General features: G+C 76.0%; 16 protein-coding genes and 1 pseudogene. 9 read left to right on the forward strand and 8 right to left on the reverse strand.

All coding sequences use genetic code 11. The features are described 5' to 3' along the window. The first annotated feature begins 47 nt into the window (after window positions 1–47). The 4 genes and pseudogenes from ACFVFS_RS03510 to ACFVFS_RS03525 form a co-directional block, all read left to right on the forward strand. Window positions 48–1,190 carry a polysaccharide deacetylase family protein gene (locus ACFVFS_RS03510; RefSeq protein ID WP_380619572.1) on the forward strand — a complete coding sequence of 381 codons (1,143 nt, stop codon included), beginning with the start codon at window positions 48–50 and terminating at the stop codon, window positions 1,188–1,190. A 153-nt stretch (window positions 1,191–1,343) separates the two neighbouring features. Beyond that, window positions 1,344–1,625: a hypothetical protein gene (locus tag ACFVFS_RS03515; RefSeq protein ID WP_380619574.1), complete on the forward strand. Its 282-nt coding sequence runs from the start codon at window positions 1,344–1,346 to the stop codon at window positions 1,623–1,625. After that, entirely contained in the window at window positions 1,619–2,461 is an 843-nt protein-coding gene (locus ACFVFS_RS03520; protein ID WP_380619576.1) for a protein phosphatase 2C domain-containing protein, read from the forward strand. The genes ACFVFS_RS03515 and ACFVFS_RS03520 overlap by 7 nt, the downstream gene beginning before the upstream one ends. A 323-nt stretch (window positions 2,462–2,784) precedes the next feature. After that, window positions 2,785–3,180, forward strand: a pseudogene (locus ACFVFS_RS03525) (nitroreductase family deazaflavin-dependent oxidoreductase); the annotation flags it as partial. 136 nt (window positions 3,181–3,316) lie between these two features. Here ACFVFS_RS03525 and ACFVFS_RS03530 read toward each other — a convergent pair. The 4 genes from ACFVFS_RS03530 to ACFVFS_RS03545 form a co-directional block, all read right to left on the reverse strand. Continuing rightward, entirely contained in the window at window positions 3,317–4,117 is an 801-nt protein-coding gene (locus tag ACFVFS_RS03530; protein ID WP_380619578.1) for an SGNH/GDSL hydrolase family protein, read from the reverse strand. Window positions 4,118–4,309: 192 nt separating this feature from the next. Then, window positions 4,310–4,696, reverse strand: a complete 387-nt coding sequence (locus ACFVFS_RS03535) for a glyoxalase (protein WP_380619580.1) — start codon at window positions 4,694–4,696, stop codon at window positions 4,310–4,312. Then, window positions 4,693–5,418 (reverse strand): hypothetical protein, encoded by a 726-nt coding sequence (locus ACFVFS_RS03540; RefSeq protein ID WP_380619582.1) that lies wholly within the window; start codon window positions 5,416–5,418, stop codon window positions 4,693–4,695. The genes ACFVFS_RS03535 and ACFVFS_RS03540 overlap by 4 nt, the downstream gene beginning before the upstream one ends. Before the next feature lie 292 nt (window positions 5,419–5,710). Then, window positions 5,711–6,610 (reverse strand): hypothetical protein, encoded by a 900-nt coding sequence (locus ACFVFS_RS03545; protein WP_380619584.1) that lies wholly within the window; start codon window positions 6,608–6,610, stop codon window positions 5,711–5,713. Between the two features lie 376 nt (window positions 6,611–6,986). On the opposite strand from ACFVFS_RS03545, the gene ACFVFS_RS03550 reads away from it, so the two are divergent. Further along, a complete protein-coding gene (locus ACFVFS_RS03550) occupies window positions 6,987–8,156 on the forward strand; it encodes an exonuclease SbcCD subunit D (protein ID WP_380619586.1) in 1,170 nt (389 codons plus the stop codon). Continuing rightward, on the forward strand, window positions 8,153–11,281 hold the full coding sequence (locus ACFVFS_RS03555) for an AAA family ATPase (RefSeq protein ID WP_380619588.1): 3,129 nt from the start codon (window positions 8,153–8,155) through the stop codon (window positions 11,279–11,281). Before ACFVFS_RS03550 ends, ACFVFS_RS03555 begins: the two co-directional genes overlap by 4 nt. Before the next feature lie 93 nt (window positions 11,282–11,374). Here the strand turns inward: ACFVFS_RS03555 and ACFVFS_RS03560 are convergent, their stop codons facing one another. Further along, window positions 11,375–11,638, reverse strand: coding sequence for a hypothetical protein (locus ACFVFS_RS03560; RefSeq protein ID WP_380619590.1), 264 nt, complete (start codon window positions 11,636–11,638; stop codon window positions 11,375–11,377). A 69-nt stretch (window positions 11,639–11,707) separates the two neighbouring features. Between ACFVFS_RS03560 and ACFVFS_RS03565 the strand changes: the two genes are divergently transcribed. Continuing rightward, window positions 11,708–12,421, forward strand: coding sequence for a DUF1990 family protein (locus tag ACFVFS_RS03565; protein ID WP_380619592.1), 714 nt, complete (start codon window positions 11,708–11,710; stop codon window positions 12,419–12,421). 49 nt (window positions 12,422–12,470) lie between these two features. Here ACFVFS_RS03565 and ACFVFS_RS03570 read toward each other — a convergent pair whose 3' ends face one another. Then, entirely contained in the window at window positions 12,471–12,926 is a 456-nt protein-coding gene (locus ACFVFS_RS03570; RefSeq protein ID WP_380619594.1) for a YjbQ family protein, read from the reverse strand. Window positions 12,927–13,214: 288 nt separating this feature from the next. Beyond that, window positions 13,215–13,490, reverse strand: coding sequence for a hypothetical protein (locus ACFVFS_RS03575; protein ID WP_350542760.1), 276 nt, complete (start codon window positions 13,488–13,490; stop codon window positions 13,215–13,217). Between the two features lie 645 nt (window positions 13,491–14,135). Here ACFVFS_RS03575 and ACFVFS_RS03580 point away from each other — a divergent pair. Further along, complete coding sequence (locus tag ACFVFS_RS03580) at window positions 14,136–16,346, forward strand: CDP-glycerol glycerophosphotransferase family protein (RefSeq protein ID WP_380619596.1); 2,211 nt, start codon at window positions 14,136–14,138, stop codon at window positions 16,344–16,346. A gap of 122 nt (window positions 16,347–16,468) precedes the next feature. Here the strand turns inward: ACFVFS_RS03580 and ACFVFS_RS03585 are convergent, their stop codons facing one another. Continuing rightward, entirely contained in the window at window positions 16,469–16,681 is a 213-nt protein-coding gene (locus ACFVFS_RS03585) for an EF-hand domain-containing protein (RefSeq protein WP_380619598.1), read from the reverse strand. 216 nt (window positions 16,682–16,897) lie between these two features. On the opposite strand from ACFVFS_RS03585, the gene ACFVFS_RS03590 reads away from it, so the two are divergent. Further along, window positions 16,898–17,566 (forward strand): lysophospholipid acyltransferase family protein, encoded by a 669-nt coding sequence (locus tag ACFVFS_RS03590; RefSeq protein ID WP_380619600.1) that lies wholly within the window; start codon window positions 16,898–16,900, stop codon window positions 17,564–17,566. Window positions 17,567–17,568 lie beyond the last annotated feature (2 nt).

Below are 17,568 nucleotides of genomic sequence, written 5' to 3' on the forward strand. Positions count from 1 at the left end.
GCGCGCGCCCCCACGCAGGGAGTCCCCACGTGTCCATGTCCTCGCGCATGTCCGCACGCCTGTCGGCGCTGGGCGCCTGCGCCGCGCTGCTGGCGGCCGGCCTCGCCGGACCCGCCGCGGCCGCCGCGCCCGGGTCCACCGCCGCGGCCGACGCCGCCGCGCCCACCGTCAACCTGGCCACCAACCCCGGGTTCGAGATCCCCGCCTCCTCACTCGCCGACTGGGGCAGCGTGCCCGGCTGGCGCTGCTCCGGCGGGCCCGCCGAGGCCTCCGTCACCACCACCGCCCCGCACACCGGCGGCTCCGCCCTGGCCGTCACCCCGGCGGGCGACGAGTCCACCGGCGAATGCGTGCAGACCGTCTCGGTCCGGCCCAACACCACCTACACCGCCTCCGCCTGGGTCCGCGGGACGTTCGTCTTCCTCGGCGCCACCGACGGCACCGACCGCCCGACGCCCCCCGCCTGGACCGACAGCACCAACGGCGGCTGGCAGAAGCTGACCACCCGGTTCACCAGCGGCCCCACCGCCACCACCGTCCGGCTCGCCGTCCACGGCTGGTACCAGCAGGGCCCGTTCGCGGTCGACGACGTCCGGGTCGACGGCCCCGCGCCCGCCCCCGCGACCGCCGCCGCCTCGGTGCCGACCAGCGACAAGGTGGTCTTCTTCACCATCGACGACGGCTGGCAGACCACCCCGGAGGCGGAGAGGTTCATCGCCGACCACCAGCTGCCGATCACAGCCTTCCCTCTGCCGATGGCCGCCGCCGCCAACCCCGGCTACTTCCAGCGGGTCACCGCCGTGCCCGGCTCCTCCGTGCAGAACCACAGCGTCTCCCACCCGGACCTCACCAAGCTCTCCCCGGCCGAGCAGCAGGTGGAGATCTGCGACGCCCGGGACTCGCTGACCCGCCAGTTCGGCACCGCGCCCACCGTGTTCCGCCCGCCGTACTTCGCCTGGAACGCCGACACCCTGCAGGCGGCCGCCAACTGCGGCATGCGCACCGTGCTCACCGCCGACGCGGACTTCAGCTGGGGCGCCTCGAACGTCTGGCACGAGGGCACCCTGTCGCCCGGGGACGTCGTCCTCATGCACTGGACGGACACCCTCGCCGGCGACCTCCAGCGCGCCCTGGCCGCCGCCGAGACCGCCGGCCTCAAGCCCGCCGGGCTGGCCTCCTACCTGCGCTGACGCCGCCTCGGCCCCGGGCGAGGGAGCGGGCCCGCGCCCGACAGCGCCAGGCACCACCTCGCACCGCCGGTCCCCGTACGGGGGCCGGCGGTGCGTCCGTTCCGCGCCCTGCCCGTGGCCGGGACGAGACCCTCCGCCGTCAGACTCGTCCCCATGGGGAGACCAGGGACACAGACCTTCCAGGGGCCGCGCTCCTTCCCGCCGAACCGCCCGCCCACGGACCAGACCTGCGACAGCGGCCGGCTCCCGGTACCCGGCGACGGTCCGCGCCGCTACGGTGTCGACGTGCGCGGCACCGAACCCGCCGCCGCCTCCCGGGTCTCCTTCGACACCGGGGACCGGGACCTCTCCCGCCCCTCCCCCGGCCAGGTCCGGGCGCACGCCCGGATCCGGACTCCGGAGGAGTTCGAACCCCACCCCCGCAGCGCATGCTGACCGCGCTGCACGCCTCGGTCGCGTCGTGGGCCCGCCCCGGCGCGCGCAACGAGGACTTCGCCCTGGCCGCCGCCGACGTGGTGGTCGTCCTGGACGGCGCGGGCCTGCCCGCCGGCCTTGAGACCGGGTGCGCGCACGGCGTGCCGTGGTTCGTGGGAACGCTGGGAGCCGCGCTCCACCGCCGGGCCGCCGACCGGCGCACCGGTCTCGCGGACTGCCTGGCCGGGGCGATCCGGCAGACCGCGCGGGCCCACGCGGCCGACTGCGACCTGGCGAACCCGCTCACCCCATCGGCGGCGGTCGCCGTCGCCCGGACCCGCGCCGACCGGTGGGAGTGGCTGGTCCTCGCCGACTGCACGGTCGCGCTGCGGCTGGACGAGGAGGGCGTGCGCACCGTCTCGGACCACCGCGTCTCGGACGTCACCACCGCGCAGCGCGCGGCCCTGGCCGCCGAGGTGGACCGGCTCGGGCCCGCCGAGCGGGCCGCCGTCCTCGCCCGCGCCCAGCGCCGGGTGATGAACACGCCCCGGGGCTACTGGGCGGCCGCCGCCGACCCGGCCGCGGCGGCGCAGGCGCTGACCGGCTCGGTGCCGCTCGCCCGGCTGCGGGCCGCGGCGCTCCTCACCGACGGAGCGGCCCGCCCGGTCGACGACTTCGCCGTCTGCGACTGGCCCGACCTGCTGGCCGAACTGGAGGACCACGGCCCCCGCCGGATCATCGCCCGCACCCGGGAGCTGGAGCGCTCCGACCCCGACGGCCTCCGCTGGCCGCGCACCAAGTGCCACGACGACGCGACGGCCGTCCTGCTCCTGCCCCGCCGCTCGGCCGACGGCTGACGCCCGTCTCCGGGCGGCCGCTCATTGACAGTGGCCGCTCGTTGACAGTGGCCGAAGGGGGTGCTCTGATGGGGCGCGTGCAGCGTGGCGCCGGCCAAAGAGACTTGGGCCGGCCGGCGACCGGGCCGGCACCTGACACCGAGGGACATCGCGCGATGAGTTCGTACTCCGCTGCCCTTTCCTGACCTTTCCGCACGGCCGCGGCCAAGGTCCGCGGTCGTCCGCTCCCCCTGTTCGGAGATCAGTCCAGACCCATGCCCATGCCCTCTTCTTCTTCCTCTGCTTCCTCTTCCTCTCCTTCTCCTTCCTCCTTCCGATCCGCCCTGTCGTTCAACCAGTCCGTCATCGAGGAGTTCCGCGCCAACGGCGGGCGCGTCGGCGGGCCCTTCGAAGGCGGGGACCTGCTGCTGTTGACCACGGCGGGCACGCGGACCGGGCAGGCGCACACCGTGCCGCTCGGCTTCCTGCGGGCCGAGGGCCTCCTGCTGGTCGTCGCCTCGGCGGCCGGGGCGGCCGAGCACCCGCAGTGGTACCGCAATCTGGTCGCCTGCCCGGCGGTGCGGGTGGAACTCGGCGAGGAGGCGTTCGACGCGGTCGCCGTCCCGGCCGAGGGCGCGCGGCGGGACCGGCTCTTCGCGGACGTGGTCCGGGCCGCGCCCGGGTACGGGGACTACCAACGGCACACCCGGCGGGTGCTGCCGGTGGTCGCCCTGGAGCGCCGCTGAGCGAACGGGCCCGCCGGCCCCTCCCCCTGTGAGGGACCGGCGGGCTCGCGCCCGGTCCGGGCCTGCGCATCCGCGCTCCGATCCGGGCGGACGCTCAGACCCGGGCGGGCGCTCAGACTTGAACGGACACTCAGACCTGGGCGGAGAACACCGGGAGGTAGCCGCCCGACTGGCCGACGGCCTTGGGGTGGTAGCTCTCGTCGACCGGCAGCGTGGTGCTGTTCAGCCAGGTGGTGCTGGAGCCGCAGATCTCGTGCTCGCGGAAGATCGAGCGGACGTCGCCGAAGGCGAAGCCCGCGTTGGCCGCGCGCTTGGCGATGACGTCGTCGAGCGTGTCGGCGGCGCCGTTGATGGCGGCCCGCTTGGTGTCGCCGATGCCGAAGATGCAGCTGCCGCCGACCTTGTACATGTGCGGGTAGCCGAGCACGACGACCCGGGCGTTCGGCGCCTTGGCGCGGATCGTCGAGTAGACCCGGTCGAGCTGGGCGGGCAGCGTGCTGGTGGCGTAGTTCTTCGCGGTGGCGACGGCGTTGAGGCAGGCGCTCTCGGAGTCCAGGACGCACGTCTGCATCGTGTCCGCGAAGCCCGCGTCGTTGCCGCCGATGCTGATGCTGACCAGGGTGGTGGTCGAACTCAGCGAGGCCACCTGGGTGTTGAGCACATCACCGGTTCTGGCTCCGGAACAGGCGACGAACTTGAACGACGTCGGCGCGTGCGCGTTCTTCCACAGGTACGCGTACGCGTTGGTGCTGCGCTTGCAGCTGCCGCTCTCGCTCGTGTAGCTGCCGGCACCGACGCCGGCGGAGTACGAGTCGCCCAGAGCGACGTAGTTGACACCGGCGGCGTGGGCCGTGCCGGCCGCGGCCAGCGTGGTGAGGGACAGGAGGGCCGCGGTGACGGCGGCGGACATGACTCGGGCAGGGCGTGGCATGATCGTCTCCCGGTAGTGACGTGTGTCACGCAATTTGATACCAGGCGGTAGCTTTGATGTGAAGCTGTCATGCCAAGTCAATTGACGAACAGTCTGACAACCGCCGGGTGAACGCGCCCCTTCCTCACTACGGGCGACCGGGCGCGCGCCCTTGGTGACCGGACGGGGCGTCACCCGTCCGAGGGACGACGGCTACGCGGGCCCGCCGGCGTGGAGGACGATCTCCAACTCGAATCCCTGGCGGTCGATCAGGTGGACCGCCTCACCGGTGTCCACCCGGACCGTCCAGCCGGCGGCGAGCGCGGCGGCCACCGCCGGGCGGCCGCCGTGCACGGCGAGGTGGTTGAGGCCGGCCCGCAGCCGCTGGTGGCCGCCCGGCAGCAGCGCGGGCGACTGCTCGATCACCAGATAGGCGTCACCGAGGCGCCAGCTGCGACCGCTCGGCCAGTGCTGGAACGGCTCGCACCCGAGCGCGAGCAGCACCGGACCCCACTGCTCCGCCGCGACCGCCAGGTCGTCCGTCCACAGCTCCACGTGGTGGAACAGGCCCCGGGCACGGGGCGGCCGCGATGTGCTCACCGGCCACCGCGTCGACCCGGCGGGTGATCCGACAGGTGATCCGACGGACGGTCCGTCGGACGGTCCGTCGGGCGGTACGGCATGGCGGGTGCCACGTTGGATGCGGCGGGGGCGGGGGCGATGCCGGGGAACACCTCGCAGCCCTCGGCCGGCAGTTCCTCGATCGTCTCGTTGGCCGCCGCGGGCACGCCGAGCCACCGGACGGCGGTCGTCACCGCCGCACGGGCCTGGCGCAGGCCGGGCGTGCCCCAGCCGAGCAGCTCGACGGCGAGGCCCGGCGCCACCAGCAGCCGCCGGTAGTGCCGCCCCGAGGCCGGGTCCGGCGCGCTCGGACCGACCGCCCGCAGCGCGGCGGTCATCCGGACCCGGGCGCACTCGTTCCCGCCGTTGGCCGAGCCGACCCGGTCGTAGAGGTACCCGAGGTAGTACGCCGTGCCGATCAGCGCCTGCGCCTCCTCGCCCGCCTCCCGGGCCAGCGCGGAGCCGGGATCGCCGGCGTCCTCCGGCTCCAGCGAGCCGCCGGGCAGCGAGACGATGCCGTCCTTGGGGTTGACCAGCGTCAGCACCCGGCCGTCGGGCGCGAACAGCCACCCCCACGACTGCTTGACCGCGAGCCCCGGGGGCACCCGTTCGCCCGGTCGCCACGGCCACCCCGCGGTGGGACGCCGGCGCACCCGGCCGAGCAGCTCGGCGATCTCCTCGCTGTACTCGATCCGGCTCATGCGTCCCCCTTTCGGTGTCGGGCTCGCCGGACCGAGGGGGCGCGGGACGTTCACGGTGCACGGGGACGTTCGCGGTGCCAGGTTCGGGGCCGGTCGGGCGGAAGCGGCGGTATGGGGCACCGGCCGTTCCCACTGTTGATCTTTCCCGAAATCTTCCCCGAACAGGCGGTCGATGAACAGTCCCCAGCGCCGCTTGGTGGACACCGGGGGCCGAACGCCTTGGTCGGCCCGGCCTTCCCTGCTCGGCCCCGATCGCCCCCGATCGGCTCCGGTCAGCCCTGATCGGCTCCGGTCAGCCCAGGGGCCCACCCCCGTCCTCCGCCGCGGGCGGCGCCGGGAGAGGGAAGCCCGGCAGTGGGACGGCCGCAGGCGGGAAGGGCAGGCCGCGGCCGACGTCGTCGGCCAGCTCGTCCAGCACCTCCCGGACCGTCATCGGCCACAGTCTCCCGCCGCGCAGCGCCCAGCCCCGCACCGTCTGCCCGCCGGGCACCGCCGGATCCCCGTGCAGCACCATCGCCCCCGCGCCACCGGCGGCCAGCCCCGCCGCCAGCGTCACGCAGAACGCCTCCCCGTCCCGCCCCGCCGTGGCGAACCGGCCCCGCTCCACCAGGAGGTCGCTCGCCGAGGTCAGCTCCTCGCCGTCCTCGGGGCCGTGGCAGCGCAGGGTCAGCAGGTGGAGGCCGTCACCGGCACCGGCCGCCACCGCCGACCCGACCTCGACCGCGTGCCGCATCACCGCCACCAGCCGCCGCTCCGCCGGCGGCCCCTCGCCGACCGCCGCCAGCAGCGCCGCCGTCGCGATGGTGATCCGCACCCTCGCCCGGTGGTCGTCGGCCAGCTCCGGGAGCAGCACGGCCAGCCGCTGCCCGGCGTGGACGAACGGCTCCCCGGCCAGCTCGGGATCGGCCGCGTACGCGACCCGGGCCGCCGCGTCCCCGGGGTCGAAGCCGAGCGCCTCGCAGTACTCCTCGTAGTCCGCCGGGTCCAGTACCCGCAGGTGGACCTCGAAGCCGTGCCCGCCCAGCGCCCTGAGCTGGAGCGCCAGCCTCCGCAGGTAGGCCCGGAACGACAGCCCGTCGAACAGGCCGTGCCCCGCGAGGTCGGCGAAGTCGGCCGCGCGGACCACCACCGCGAGCGCCACCGGCTGCGGCGGCGGCGCCCCGCGCGGCCTCCCCCACCGCCGTCCCCGCACGCCCGGACCGCCCGGACCGCCGCCCGGAGGCCGCCCGCCGAAGCCCCGCGGCCCCGGACCGCCCGGCCCGGACCCGCGCCGCCCCGCGCACCCGCCCCGGGCCCCGTCCCGCATCCCGTCCCGCACGACCATCTCCCCGTCCTCCCGCCGTCCAGACCTGCCGACCTGTCGACCTGCCGCGCACCTGGCGCGCACCTGGCGCGCCCGTCGCACCGGCCCCGCGAGCCCCTCGGCTCCCGACGACCGCGACCATACACACGGTCACTGACAATCGACCCAGCGCGACCGCCGCCGGAGGGCCGGGAGCACCGACGGGGCGGACGGGGAATTCCGTTCCGTGCCGGGTTGTCGGTGCCGCCCGTTATGGTCGGGGACCATGCGACTGCTGCATACCTCCGACTGGCACCTGGGGCGATCGTTCCACCGGGAGAGCCTGCACGACGCCCAGCGCGCGTTCCTGGACCACCTGGTGGCGGTGGTCCGGGACGAAGGCGTGGACGCCGTGCTGGTCGCCGGTGACGTGTACGACCGCGCGCTGCCGGGGCTGGAGGCGGTGGCGCTCTTCGACGACGTGCTGCACCGGCTGGCAGACCTCGGCGTGCCGACGGTGTTCATCAGCGGCAACCACGACTCCGCCCGCCGCCTCGGCGTGGGCGCGGGCCTCATCGGCCGGGCCGGCGTCCACCTGCGGACCGATCCGGGCGAGTGCGCCGAGCCGGTGCTGCTCGCCGACGAGCACGGGCCGGTCGCCGTCTACGGGCTGCCGTACCTGGAACCGACGCTGGTCCGGGAGCGGTTCGGGCTGGCCCGGGGCGGCCACGCGGCCGTGCTCGGCGCGGCGATGGAGCAGGTCCGGTCCGACCTCGCGGCCCGGCCGCCCGGCACTCGCGCGGTGGTCCTGGCGCACGCCTTCGTCACCGGCGGCGAGCCCAGCGACAGCGAGCGCGACATCGCGGTGGGCGGGGTCGCGGCCGTCCCCGCCTCCGTGTTCGACGGCGTGCACTACGCCGCGCTCGGCCATCTGCACGGCTGCCAGACGCTCGCCCCGCACCTGCGCTACAGCGGCTCCCCACTCGCCTACTCCTTCTCCGAGCACGAGCACCGCAAGAGCATGTGGCTGGTCGACCTGGCGGCGGACGGCGCGGTCACCGCCGAGCGGGTGCCCTGCCCGGTGCCCCGCCCGCTGGCCCGGCTGCGCGGTCGGCTCGACGAGCTGCTCACCGACGAGCGCCACACCGCCGCCGAACAGTCCTGGGTGCAGGCCACCCTCACCGACCCGAGCCGCCCGAGCGAGCCGATGGAGCGGCTGCGCCGCCGCTTCCCGCACACCCTCCAGCTGCTCTTCGAACCGGAGGAGACCACCGCCGCCTCCTCGGCGTCCTACGCGGCCCGGGTCGGTGGGCGGACCGACCTGGAGATCGCCGAGGGCTTCCTGCGGCACGTGCGCCCCGGCGCCGCGCCGGACGCCGAGGAGCTGGACTGGCTGCGCGAGGGCTTCGAGCGCGTCCGGGAGACCACCGACCGGAAGGCGGAGCTGCCCCGATGAGACTCCACCGGCTGACGGTGACCGCGTTCGGCCCCTTCGCGGGCACCGAGGCGGTCGACTTCGACGCGCTGGCCGCCGGCGGGCTGTTCCTGCTGCGCGGCGCGACCGGCGCGGGCAAGAGCAGTGTGCTGGACGCGGTCTGCTACGCCCTCTACGGCGAGGTGCCCGGTGCCCGGCGGGCCAACCGGCTGCGCAGCGACCACGCCGAGCCGGACCGGCTGACCACCGTCCGGCTGGAGCTGACGCTGGGCGGGCGGCGGCTGGAGATCACCCGCGTCCCGGAGCAGCCCCGGCCGAAGAAGGTCGGCCGCGGCATGACGCTCGAACGCGCCCAGACACTGCTGCGCGAGTGGTCCGCCGACGGTGCGGGCACCGGCGACGGCGCACCGGGCTGGCGGGCCGTCAGCAAGTCGCACCAGGAGGCCGGGGAGGAGATCCACCGGCTGATCGGGATGAGCCGGGACCAGTTCTGCCAGGTGGTGCTGCTGCCGCAGGGCGACTTCGCGCGTTTTCTGCGGGCGGACTCGGAGGAGCGCGGCAAGCTGTTGCGCCGGCTGTTCGACACCGAGCGGTTCCAGTCCGTCGAGGCCTGGCTGGCCGAGCAGCGCCGGGGCCACGAGGCCGCCGTCCAGGCGGGTCGCCGACAGCTGCGCGACCTGGCGAGCAAGGCGGAGCAGGCGGCCGGCCCGGGCGCCGAGCCGGCCGCGGGCCCGGTGCCCGGTGCGGAGGAGTCCGGCCCCGCGGGTGCCGCGGCGGACACCGAGCTCACCGCCGGCGTGCTGGGCTGGGCGGCCGTGCTGCGCGGCGGCGCGGCCGAGCAGCTGACCGTCGCCGGGGCCGCGCTGGCGGGCGCCGAGGAGGTGCACCGGGCGGCGCAGCGGGCCCGGGAGACCGCCGAGCAGCTGGCCGACCGGCAGGACCGGCACCGGCAGGCGGCGCGGGAGGCGGCCCGGCTCGCCGAGGACGAGCCCGCCCGGGCGGCGGACCGGCAGCGGCTGGCGGCCGCACAGGCGGCGGTCGGCGTCGAGTCGGTGCTGCACCTGCGCGAGCGGGCGGCCGAGGCGTACCGGCGGGCCCGGGAGGAGGAGCACCGGCACCGCGCGGTGCTGGCCGAGGCGGCCGACGGCCCGGCGGGGCGGGGCGTCCTGGCGGACGGCGACCGGACGGACCGCGGCCCGGCGGGCGGCGGCCCGGCGCTGGCGCACGCCGAGGCCGAGGAGCTGGCCGAGGCCGAGCGGCGGCTGCGCGCGGAGGTCGTGCGGCTGGAGGCGGCCCGGGAGGACGAGCGGCAGTGTGCCGAGCTGTCCGGCGCGCGGGCGGCGCTGGCGGCCGACCTACGGCGCGCCGAGGACCTCGCCGAGGAGGCGGGCGACTGGCTGTCCGACTTCGAGCCCCGGCTGGCCGCCCTCCAGGCGGAGGAGTCCGCCGCCCGGGACGCCGCCGGGCGGGTCGAACGGCTGGACGCCCGGCGCGCGGAGCTCGCCGCCCGGCTGGCCGCCGCCCGTGACCGGGACGGCCTCGACCTGGAGATCGACCACGCCCGGCCGCGCACGCTGGCGCTGCGCGCGGAGGCGCTGGACGCCCGGCAGTACGGGCTGGACCTCCGGGAACGCCGGCTGGCCGGAATGGCCGCCGAGCTGGCCGCGCAGCTGGATGCCGGGGAGCCGTGCCGGGTCTGCGGCTCGACGGAGCACCCCGCCCCCGCCCGCCCGGTCGGCGAGCCGGTCCGGGCCGAGGACGAGGAGCGCGCCCGGCGGGCCCAGACGGCCGCCGAGCAGGCCGCCGAGGCGGCGGAGCGGAAGCTGTCCGGCCTCCAGGTGCGCCGGGCGGCGGCCGCCGGCGCGGCTGGTGAGGAGCCCGCCGACGCCCTCGCCGAGGCGCTCGCCGGGCTGGAGCGCGAGCACCGCGAGGCGCTCGGGGCCGCGGAGGGGCTCGGCCCGGCGGGCCGGGCGATCGAGCGGCTCACCGCCGAGCAGGCGGTCCGGCGCACCGCGCTGGCCGACGCCCGTGAGCGGAGCGCCGAGCTGGCCGCCCAGGCGCGGACCCTGCACGCCGAGCAGGAGAAGCGGGGTGCCCGGGTGGCGGCGGCCCGGGGCGACGCACCGTCGGTGGCGGCCCGCGCGGCCGCCCTCGACCGTCTTGCCTCGGCCGTCGCGGCGCTGGCGGGCGCGGCCCGGGCCGCCGCCGAGGCGGCCGACCGGCTCAAGCGGGCCGACGACGAACTGGCCGGCGCCGCGGTGGCGGCCGGGTTCGCGAGCGCGCAGGACGCCGCCGCCGTCCTGCTGCCCCGGCCGGAGCGCGAGCGGCTGGAGCAGCGGCTGGACCGGCACCGGGCGGAGCTGGCGGCGGCCGAGCGGCGGCTCGCCGAGCCGGAGCTGGCCGGCGCCGCCGCCCTGCCGCCCGCCGACCTGCCGGGCACCCGCGCCGCGCTCGGCGCCGCCACCGACCGGCTGCGGACGGCCCACGCGACCCGGGACGCCGCCCGGGCGCGGTGCGAGGCGCTCGCCGCGATCGGGCGGCAGCTGGCCGAGCTGGCCCGCTCGCTCGCCCCTGAGCTGGACCGGTACGCGCGGATCAGCCGGCTGGCGGCGCTGGCGGCCGGCACCTCGGCCGACAACCGGCTCCGGATGCGCCTGGAGTCGTACGTCCTGGCGGCGCGGCTGGAGCAGGTCGCGGCGGCGGCCAGCGACCGGCTGGTCCGGATGTCCGGCGGCCGCTACACCCTCGTCCACAGCGACGACCGGGGCACGGGCAACAAGCGCTCGGGGCTGGCGCTGCGGGTGGTGGACGCCTGGACCGGCACGGAGCGCGACACCGCGACACTCTCCGGCGGCGAGAGCTTCTTCGCCTCGCTGGCCCTGGCGCTCGGCCTGGCCGACGTGGTCACCGACGAGGCCGGGGGCATGCCGCTGGACACCCTGTTCATCGACGAGGGCTTCGGCAGCCTCGACGAGCACACCCTGGAGGAGGTGATGGACGTGCTCGACGGTCTGCGCGAGCGGGACCGCGCGGTCGGCATCGTCAGCCACGTCGCCGATCTGCGCAGCCGGATCCCGGCCCAGCTGCTGGTCCGCAAGGGGCGGCACGGCTCGACCCTGGCCCTGGCGGGACGGGAGGACGCCTGACCGGCGCCCCCACCGAGACCGGAGCCGGGGCCTGGGCCGACACCGAGACCAGCGCCGGGGCCGAGACCAGCGCCGGGGCCGGACCGGTCGCGGTCAGCCGGAGCAGGCGATCCGCTGGGCCTGCTGCCACGTGCAGACGGGGCAGAGGGTGCTGCCCGGGTGGTCGGCGGGCAGTTCGGTCGGCTCGCCGCACAGCACGCAGTCCGCGCGCGGACCGGTGAGGTCCGGGTCGGGCAGCAGGGCCGCCACGACGTCCCCGGCGGCCGGGGCGAGGACGCAGACCTGGTCGGCCGCCGCGGGACCGTCGGTGCCCGGGGCGCCGGTGAGGACACTGTCGTTCACGGCTGTTTCGCTCATGGGGCCTTCTTTACTCCTCGGCCTGGCCCGGTGCAAGGCGCTCTCCGGGGCGGGCGCTACGGTGGCCGCATGCCCGACTCGCCCGGTACCGCACGACCGTTGTCCGCCCTGCAGCGCCGGCTGCTGGCCGCCCGGGCCGCCTCGCCCAGCTACCGCGAGGTGGGCGCCACCCGGGGCACCCGGCTGCCGGAGGGCTACGCGCACCTGCGGCGGCGGGTCCACCTCGGGCACGGCCCGGAGGTGCTGGCGCACGCCGGGCGCTTCGTCCTCGGCTGGGGCTGCCAGCTGGGCACCGGCTTCGCCGTGTACCCGTACGCGCCCGCCGAGACGGGGGCGACCGTGCTGCTGCGCCTCGCCCTGCCCGGCAGCCGGTGGCCCCGGCTGGTGATCCCGTGCCGGGTGGTGTGGACGGTGGACGAGCCGGACCGGATCGGCTTCGCCTACGGAACGCTGCCCGGGCACCCGGAGTGCGGCGAGGAGGCGTTCACGGTGTCCATGGACGCGGCGGGCGAGGTGTGGTTCGAGGTGAGCGCCTTCGCCCGGCTCGCCTCCTGGTACGCCCGGCTCGGCCGCCCCGTCGCCGTGCTCTGCCAGTACCTGGCGATCGAGCGGTACCTCGCCTCGGTCGTCGAGGCCGCCGGGGCTGTCGGGGCCACCGGGACCGTCGCGCCTGTCACGGCTGTCACGGCTGTCACGGCTGTCGGGACTGCCGAAGCCGCTGCGACCGCCGCGGCCGGAGCCCTCGTCGAGCCCGCCGGGGACGGGCCGACGCCGGGCCGGTAGCCCTGCCGTGCCCGCCCCCGGCCGATCGGTCGGGGCCGCGCGTGCCCGCTCAGCCCAGGAAGGAGAGCCGGACCGTCCGCCGCGGGTTGTCGCCGTTGGTGTCGACGAGGACGACCGACTGCCAGACGCCCAGCGCGAGCCGCCCGCCGATCACCGGCAGGGTGGCGTGCGGGGCGACCAGTCCGGGGACGACGTGGTCGCGGCCGTGGCCCGGGCTGCCGTGCCGGTGCCGCCAGCGGTCGTCGGCGGGCAGCAGCTCGCGCAGGGTGGTCAACAGGTCGTCGTCGCTGCCGGAGCCGGTCTCCAGGACGGCGATCCCGGCCGTCGCGTGCGGGACGAAGACGTTGAGCAGGCCGTCCCGGCCGACGGCGTGCCCGTCCAGGAACGCGGCACAGCGGTCGGTGATGTCGAGCGCGACCTCGCGGCTGCCGGTGGTGATCTCGAAGGTCTCGGTCCGGAAGGACGTGGAGTGGGGGGCGTGGGGGGTGTGGGTGTGGTCCGCCATGGCGCCATCCTCGCCCACGTCCGGGGGCCGTCCGGCCAGCCTCGCCGACTCCCGGCGCCGGTGGGGCGGCTCGGCGTAGGCTGAGAGGTTCAGACCAATCCCGGCAGCATCCCCGTCGCATCCCGGCGGTACCGAGCCTGTATCCCGGCGACACCGGATCGGCGCGGCGCCGTCCCCGGGCCCGGCCCGGTTCCGGGAACGCCGAAGACCCGACGGTCCCCGGGGATCCGTCGGGTCGGTGCAGGTGCGTGCGGAGGGCCGGGCCGCGCCCGGAGGCCGAGCGGCCTCTCAGCCGCGTCCGCGCCCGCCGAAGAGTCCGCGCCGCAGCCGGCGCAGCGGTGCCAGCAGCCTGACCCGCGCGTGGCGGCGCGGCGGCGCGGTCGGGGCACCGACGCCGCGCGGCGTCAGCTCCCTTATCAACCCGAGCGCCTCGGCGGTGTCCACCGCCGGGAGTGCGGGCGCGCCGAGCACAGCCAGGTGCCGGTCGATCCGGCGGCCGGTCGTGCCGACACCGCACTGGATCGCCGGCACACGGGGCCGAGTCCGCACTTGCATGTGTTCCATCTGATTTCCCACCCCTACGAGGCGCCAGGGCCGTGAGGCGAAGACTATCCGCGACAGACGGTCTTCGCGCAACCGTCCCGGTGTTCTGCCACCGTACCGTGCGGCGTCAACTGACACCGCACCAGGGGCCGCCGGGCCGGTCACGACTAGGCATCAATGATGGTGCACGACCCGCCGTCCGTCAGCGGGTTCACCGGGGCACGCACCCGGCGCCCGCCGCGATGGCGTGCGCCCGGCGCACGACGTCACCGGCCCCGCACGTCCCGTGTCCGCCGGGGGGCCGTAGGGAACCGTGGTCGCATCCCCGGATCGATAGGGTAATCCGTTTAGGAAGTGAACACAGCCGAGGGATTGACGCGGGCCCTGGCTCCAAGCAATATCTGTAGCGATCACGCGGGCGCGAGCCGCGCCCATCGTCGTGTTCGACTGATGAAGACTCCGGCTCCCCCGTGCCTACTGCCAGGCCGCCTCGACGCTGCGGCGGCCAGGTTTCGGGCGGTGCCCGGACCGGCGGCCGGCCGTAGAGGGTCGGCCGGGCCGCCACCCGGCTGCCGGTGCCGCCCCGCACGGGGTCCGGCACCGGCGGTTCCGGCCGTGCGGACCTGCGGATTCCGCCCTTGCGCCGCCTCGGTAGACTCGGCCAGCGTGCCAGTCCTCCTCAGCATCGTGCTCCCGGTCCACGGGGTGGAGCGCTTCCTTCCGCGCTGCCTCGACTCCCTCCTGGCGGACACGCCCGCCGGCGAGTCCCGCTTCGAGGTGATCGCGGTCGACGACCGCTCCCCCGACCGCTGCGGCGCGATCCTGGACGGGTACGCGGCCCGCGATCCGCGCCTGCGCGTCCTCCACCTCGCCGAGAACCAGGGCCTCGGCGGCGCCCGCACCGCCGCCCTCCCGGAGACCCGGGGCGCGTACGTCTGGTTCGTCGACAGCGACGACTGGGTGCCCGAGGGCACCGTGACCGCCCTGCTCGACGAGCTGGCCGCCGAGGCCGGGCGCGAGGGCCGCGGCGAGCCGCCGGTCGACGTGCTGCTGACCGACTTCACCCACGTCTACCCCGACGGCGGCACCGAGCCCAACCCCTGGCGGCACGTGCTGGCCGGCTCCCCGCTCGTCGCGGGCTGCACCCTGGCCGAGCACCCCGCGCTGTTCAAGACCGTGATGTCGGTGTGGAACAAGGTGTTCCGGCGGGAGTTCCTGCTCGGGCTCGGCGTCTCCTTCGGCCGCGGCTACTACGAGGACATCTCCGTCACCTACCCCGCGCTGCTCGCCGCCGAGCGGCTGCGCTACCTCGACCGCCCCTGCTACTTCTACCGGCGCGGCCGGGCCGGGGCGATCACCAGCACCGCCTCCGCCAAGCACGCCGACGCCTTCGCCCAGTACGACGCGATCTTCGCCTTCCTGGACCGGCCCGACCGCCCCGGCCGGCCCGTCCCGGAGGCGCTGCGCACCCTGGTCTTCGAGCGGACCGTGCAGCAGGCGCTCACCGTCTACGACACCCCCGGGCTGGTCCCGGTCGGGCTGCGGCCCGGGTTCTTCCGCCGGATCGCCGAGCACTTCGCCCGGCACCGCCCGGCGGGCTACCGCTTCCCCGGGGGCGTGCGCGGCGTGCAGTACCGGCTCGCGGCGCGCGGCGCCCGGCGCGCGTACACGGAGCTGCGCCGCACGGGGCGGCTGCCGCGCGAGCTCAAGCGCGGGGCCAGGGCGGTGGCGCCGGCCCTGAAGAAGGGGGTGCGCGGCAGCGCCCGGTTCACCGCCTACAACGCCTTCCGCCGGATGCCGCTCGACCCCGGGCTGGCGGTGTACGCCGCGTACTGGCACCGCGGTTACGCGTGCAGCCCGGCCGCGATCTACGAGAAGGCGAAGGAGCTGGCGCCCGGGATCCGCGGCGTCTGGGTGGTGGAGAACCGGGCCCAGGCGGCGACACTGCCGGACGGCGTGCCGTACGTGATCGTCAACACCCCGGCCTACCTGAAGACGATGGCCACGGCCAAGTACTTCGTGAACAACGTCAACTTCCCGCGCACCATGGTGAAGCGGCCCGGCACGGTGCACGTCCAGACGCAGCACGGCACGCCGCTCAAGGCGATGGGCATGGACCTCAGGGACCACCCGGTGGCCGCGGACGGGATGGACTTCGACCGGCTCCAGGAGGCGGTCGACCGCTGGGACTTCCTGGTCTCCTCCAATCCGCACACCAGCGAGCACTTCGCCCGCGCCTTCCCCGGCCGCTACGAGATGCTGGACACCGGCTACCCGCGCAACGACCGGTTGGCGAACGCGACGCCGGCCGAGTCGGCGGCGATGCGCGAGCGGTTCGGGCTGGCGCCCGGCAGCACCGCCGTGCTGTACGCGCCCACCCACCGGGAGGCGCGCGGCGGGTACGTGCCGCTGCTGGACGTGCGGGAGCTGGCGCGGCAGCTGGGGCCGGGGTTCACGCTGCTGGTGCGCACCCACTACTTCCACACCGGCGGCCCGGGCGACCTGACGGAGCAGGAGGGCGCCGCGCGGATCGTGGACGTGTCGGCGCACCCGACCGTGGAGGACCTCTACCTGGCGGCGGACGTGCTGGTCACGGACTACTCGTCGATGATGTTCGACTACGCCGTGCTGGACCGGCCGGTCGTGATCTTCGCGCCGGACTGGGAGGAGTACAAGCGGGACCGGGGCGTCTACTTCGACCTGTTCGAGCAGCCGCCGGGCGCGCTGACGACGGATCCGCAGGGGCTGGCGGCGGCGCTGCTGGCCGGGGACCCGGAGCCGGAGGCGCGGGCGGAGTTCCGCGAGCGGTTCTGTCCCTGGGACGACGGCGGGGCGGCGGAGCGGGTGGTCCGCCGGGTGTTCCCGACCACCGGCTGAGCCCGGGGCGCCGGGGCCGCGGCGCCTCCGGCGGCTCCGGCCGGCCGAGGAGGTCGGGCGCCTGGACGCGACGACGGGGCCCCGGGATACCTCCCCGGGGCCCCGTCCGGGCCGCGTCCGCGTCAGCCCTGGCGTGCGGCCAGGAACTCGTCGAAGGTCAGCTCGCCGTCGTGGTTGGTGTCCATCGTCTTGATGACGGCCTCGGCCACGGCGATCGAGGTGGTGAGGTCGCCGAGCTCGCGGGCGACCAGCGCGTACTCGGTGGCGGTGATCCGGCCGTCGCCGTTCACGTCGTACTTGTCGAACGCCGCGCGGATGTCGTTGACGTCTGCCATGGGTCCCTCCCTGGGGTGATCAGCAGCTGATGTGTATTTCCGACGGCCGTACCCTACCCGGCCGTGGTGAGCGCCACGGTCGGCGGGAGTGGACGGCCTCCGGGGTGGGTGTCGTAGTCTGCGGGTCTGATCCCGGCCCGGCCGGGCCCATCGAACGCCGCTCGTCGTAACCCCAGGCCCGGGCACCTCTCGGGCGTGCTCGTCCAGGGAGGGACCATGCTCGATCTCGTCACCAGGCTGGTGCTGAAACCGCTCGCCCGGGGGATCTGGCGGCCCTCCATCGAGGGCCTCGGGAACGTGCCGCGCAAGGGCGGCGTCATCCTGGCCAGCAATCACCTCTCGTTCATCGACAGCGTGGTGATCCCGCTGACCGCGCCGCGCCGGGTGCACTTCCTGGCCAAGGCCGAGTACTTCACCGGCACCGGCCTCAAGGGCGCGCTGTCCCGCGGCTTCTTCCAGGGCATCGGCGCGGTGCCGGTCGAGCGCGGCACCTACCGCTCCGCGCAGGCCTCGCTGGAACGGGCGCTGGAGATCCTGGAGGACGGCAAGGCCTTCGGCATCTACCCGGAGGGCACCCGCTCGCTGGACGGCCGGCTCTACCGCGGCAAGACCGGCGTGGCCTGGCTGGCCCTCACCGCCGGCGTCCCGGTGGTGCCGGTGGCACTGGAGGGGCCGGAGGGGATCCTGCCGGTCGGCAAGCGGGTGCCGCGGCTCAAGAAGGTGACGGTCCGTTTCGGCGAGCCGCTGCACTTCGACGAGCTGCACGGGCAGGCCCGGTCGCTCAAGGCCCGCCGCCAGGTCACCGACGAGGTGATGGCGGCGATCCAGCGGCTCTCCGGCCAGGAGGTCGTGGAGACGTACAACGAGGTCCCCAAGGCCGCCTGAGC

The sequence above is a fragment of the Kitasatospora sp. NPDC057692 genome (assembly GCF_042799475.1).
Classification (GTDB): Bacteria; Actinomycetota; Actinomycetes; order Streptomycetales; family Streptomycetaceae; genus Kitasatospora.

Coding starts and splice junctions, on each gene's coding strand:
- ACFVFS_RS03510 (WP_380619572.1), top strand. CDS start 48: ATGTCCGCACGCCTGTCGGCGCTGGGCGCCTGCGCCGCGCTGCTGGCG.
- ACFVFS_RS03515 (WP_380619574.1), top strand. CDS start 1,344: ATGGGGAGACCAGGGACACAGACCTTCCAGGGGCCGCGCTCCTTCCCG.
- ACFVFS_RS03520 (WP_380619576.1), top strand. CDS start 1,619: ATGCTGACCGCGCTGCACGCCTCGGTCGCGTCGTGGGCCCGCCCCGGC.
- ACFVFS_RS03530 (WP_380619578.1), bottom strand. CDS start 4,117: ATGCCACGCCCTGCCCGAGTCATGTCCGCCGCCGTCACCGCGGCCCTC.
- ACFVFS_RS03540 (WP_380619582.1), bottom strand. CDS start 5,418: ATGAGCCGGATCGAGTACAGCGAGGAGATCGCCGAGCTGCTCGGCCGG.
- ACFVFS_RS03550 (WP_380619586.1), top strand. CDS start 6,987: ATGCGACTGCTGCATACCTCCGACTGGCACCTGGGGCGATCGTTCCAC.
- ACFVFS_RS03555 (WP_380619588.1), top strand. CDS start 8,153: ATGAGACTCCACCGGCTGACGGTGACCGCGTTCGGCCCCTTCGCGGGC.
- ACFVFS_RS03560 (WP_380619590.1), bottom strand. CDS start 11,638: ATGAGCGAAACAGCCGTGAACGACAGTGTCCTCACCGGCGCCCCGGGC.
- ACFVFS_RS03565 (WP_380619592.1), top strand. CDS start 11,708: ATGCCCGACTCGCCCGGTACCGCACGACCGTTGTCCGCCCTGCAGCGC.
- ACFVFS_RS03570 (WP_380619594.1), bottom strand. CDS start 12,926: ATGGCGGACCACACCCACACCCCCCACGCCCCCCACTCCACGTCCTTC.
- ACFVFS_RS03575 (WP_350542760.1), bottom strand. CDS start 13,490: ATGGAACACATGCAAGTGCGGACTCGGCCCCGTGTGCCGGCGATCCAG.
- ACFVFS_RS03585 (WP_380619598.1), bottom strand. CDS start 16,681: ATGGCAGACGTCAACGACATCCGCGCGGCGTTCGACAAGTACGACGTG.
- ACFVFS_RS03590 (WP_380619600.1), top strand. CDS start 16,898: ATGCTCGATCTCGTCACCAGGCTGGTGCTGAAACCGCTCGCCCGGGGG.